At 32.7% G+C, this 1,872-nt stretch carries 2 protein-coding genes; both read left to right on the forward strand.

Features of this window, described 5'->3' with window-relative positions; all coding sequences use genetic code 11:
* Positions 1-135: 135 nt before the first annotated feature.
* Entirely contained in the window at positions 136-1,341 is a 1,206-nt protein-coding gene (locus tag CDZ78_RS14880; RefSeq protein ID WP_087870714.1) for a replication initiation protein, read from the forward strand.
* Positions 1,342-1,451: 110 nt separating this feature from the next.
* On the forward strand, positions 1,452-1,872 hold a 421-nt coding region (locus CDZ78_RS14885), incomplete at its 3' end, for an IS6 family transposase (protein ID WP_140414089.1).

The raw sequence follows: 1,872 nt of genomic DNA on the forward strand, positions 1-1,872 counted from the left end.
ATTAATTAGAAAGGTGAATTAGGATTTTAGGTGGAAGCTTTTGTGGTTTTGGATTCAGCCCTTGGTTGATAAGGCTTAGAAAGGCTCTGAAAGTGGAAGCTTTTGTGGTTTTGGACTTAATAAAGGATTTAGATAATGACAGATATAAACGTTGATGAAGATCGGGAATTAAGAATTTTAAATAGAAACTTTAGCTTGGGGGAGTATGGTGATTCCTGGTCTAAGATGGAAAGGTACTTGTTCATTGAAATATACGATACTATCAAAAACTTTTTTATGGCTGAAAGTGATGAAAATATAATTGAATATGGTAGTACACATATTAAAATAAAAATACCTGTTAAAGAGATTAAGCAAAAGTTTTTTAAAGGTGGAAATAAGAGAAAGCAATTGTTAGATGTTGCTGAATCGCTCTCAGAAAAAAAAATTAGTATGATTAACATTGAAGATGATGGTCAATACGGTTTTGACTTTATTACAATGTTTCCTCGTATTTCATATAATCCTGCATTAAATAAAAATGATATGTATGTTGAAATTCATAGTGGTGTCTATGAAGAAATGGTACCGATTGAATCATATTGTCAACTAGATTTAAAATTACTTGGCGAATTCAATTCAGGAAATACAATAAGGCTTTATGAAATTTTTAAGTCATACGCATTTAGAAAATCATTTGATATTAGTTTTAATGATTTAAGGAAAAAGCTCGGATTTTTCAATGAAGGAAGTTACGAAGAGTGGAAATATTTTAATGCTAAAGTTTTAAAACCAGCAGTCAATAATATAAATAGTTATAAAGAGTATGATATAGAGGTTTTCTATGAGAAGCCGCGCGGACTAGATAAAATTGAATTTAAGATAAAAACCCATAAAGTACATGATGTAAGAAAAATTAATGTATTAAATCTCAATGAAGCAATAGACCCAGCGATAAGAAACCCGAATTTGATCCAAAAAAAATACATTGATACCGTTTTGTCTTTTTGTAAAAAGAAGATAAAAATTACGAATGAAGTAGAACTTATGGAATGGATAGTTTCTGACCTCATTAACCAACAACAAAAATCAAATAGTCAAATTGATTTTAAGCGTTGTATGAACGAAATAAGTCAGCAGATAAGAATGGATATATATACACAACCTTATTCCCATAAGTATTTAGGAATAGAAAATACCTTTGACCATGTAATCTATGATGATATTAAAAACATGGAAAGAAGAGGTGAAATAAAAGCTATTAGAGAAAAATACAGTGATAAAGTAATTAAGTTACATATGTTTGGTTATGTTTTAGATATAGATTATGAAGAACTCGAACAAGAAGAATTGCTAGGATGATGGGTGTAAAGCTTTAAAGCATGATAAAAACAAAGGGTTCTGTCGCATAAATCCCCCTTCCCGACGTTATCTGCTATCATAATTCTCAATTTCAATAAAAGGTAGATCATATGCTCAGCTTCAAAGGCACTCACTTCCCAAAAGATGTCATTCTTTATGCTGTTTTCTTTTATGTCAGGTATGGCGTTTCGTATCGCGACCTTGAAGAAATTATGGAAGAAAGAGGTGTTGAAGTGGATCATGCTACGCTCAATCGTTGGGTTATCCGTTATTCTCCTGCCATTGCTGTAAAAGCTAAATCTCAGAAACGAGAAACCAATAAGTCGTGGCGCATGGATGAAACGTATATCAAAGTGAAGGGGCAGTGGACCTATTTATACCGAGCTGTTGATAGTCGCGGGGATACGCTTGATTTCATGCTTTCTGAGCGCCGTGATGAAGAGGCTGCAACCGCATTTTTCAAACAAACGATTAACAATAATGGCTTTCCTGATAAGGTCGTTATGGATAAAAGTGGCGCTAACTATGCAG

The sequence above is a fragment of the Bathymodiolus platifrons methanotrophic gill symbiont genome, from assembly GCF_002189065.1.
In the GTDB taxonomy this organism is placed as follows: Bacteria; Pseudomonadota; Gammaproteobacteria; order Methylococcales; family Methylomonadaceae; genus Methyloprofundus.

Coding starts and splice junctions, on each gene's coding strand:
- CDZ78_RS14880 (WP_087870714.1), top strand. CDS start 136: ATGACAGATATAAACGTTGATGAAGATCGGGAATTAAGAATTTTAAAT.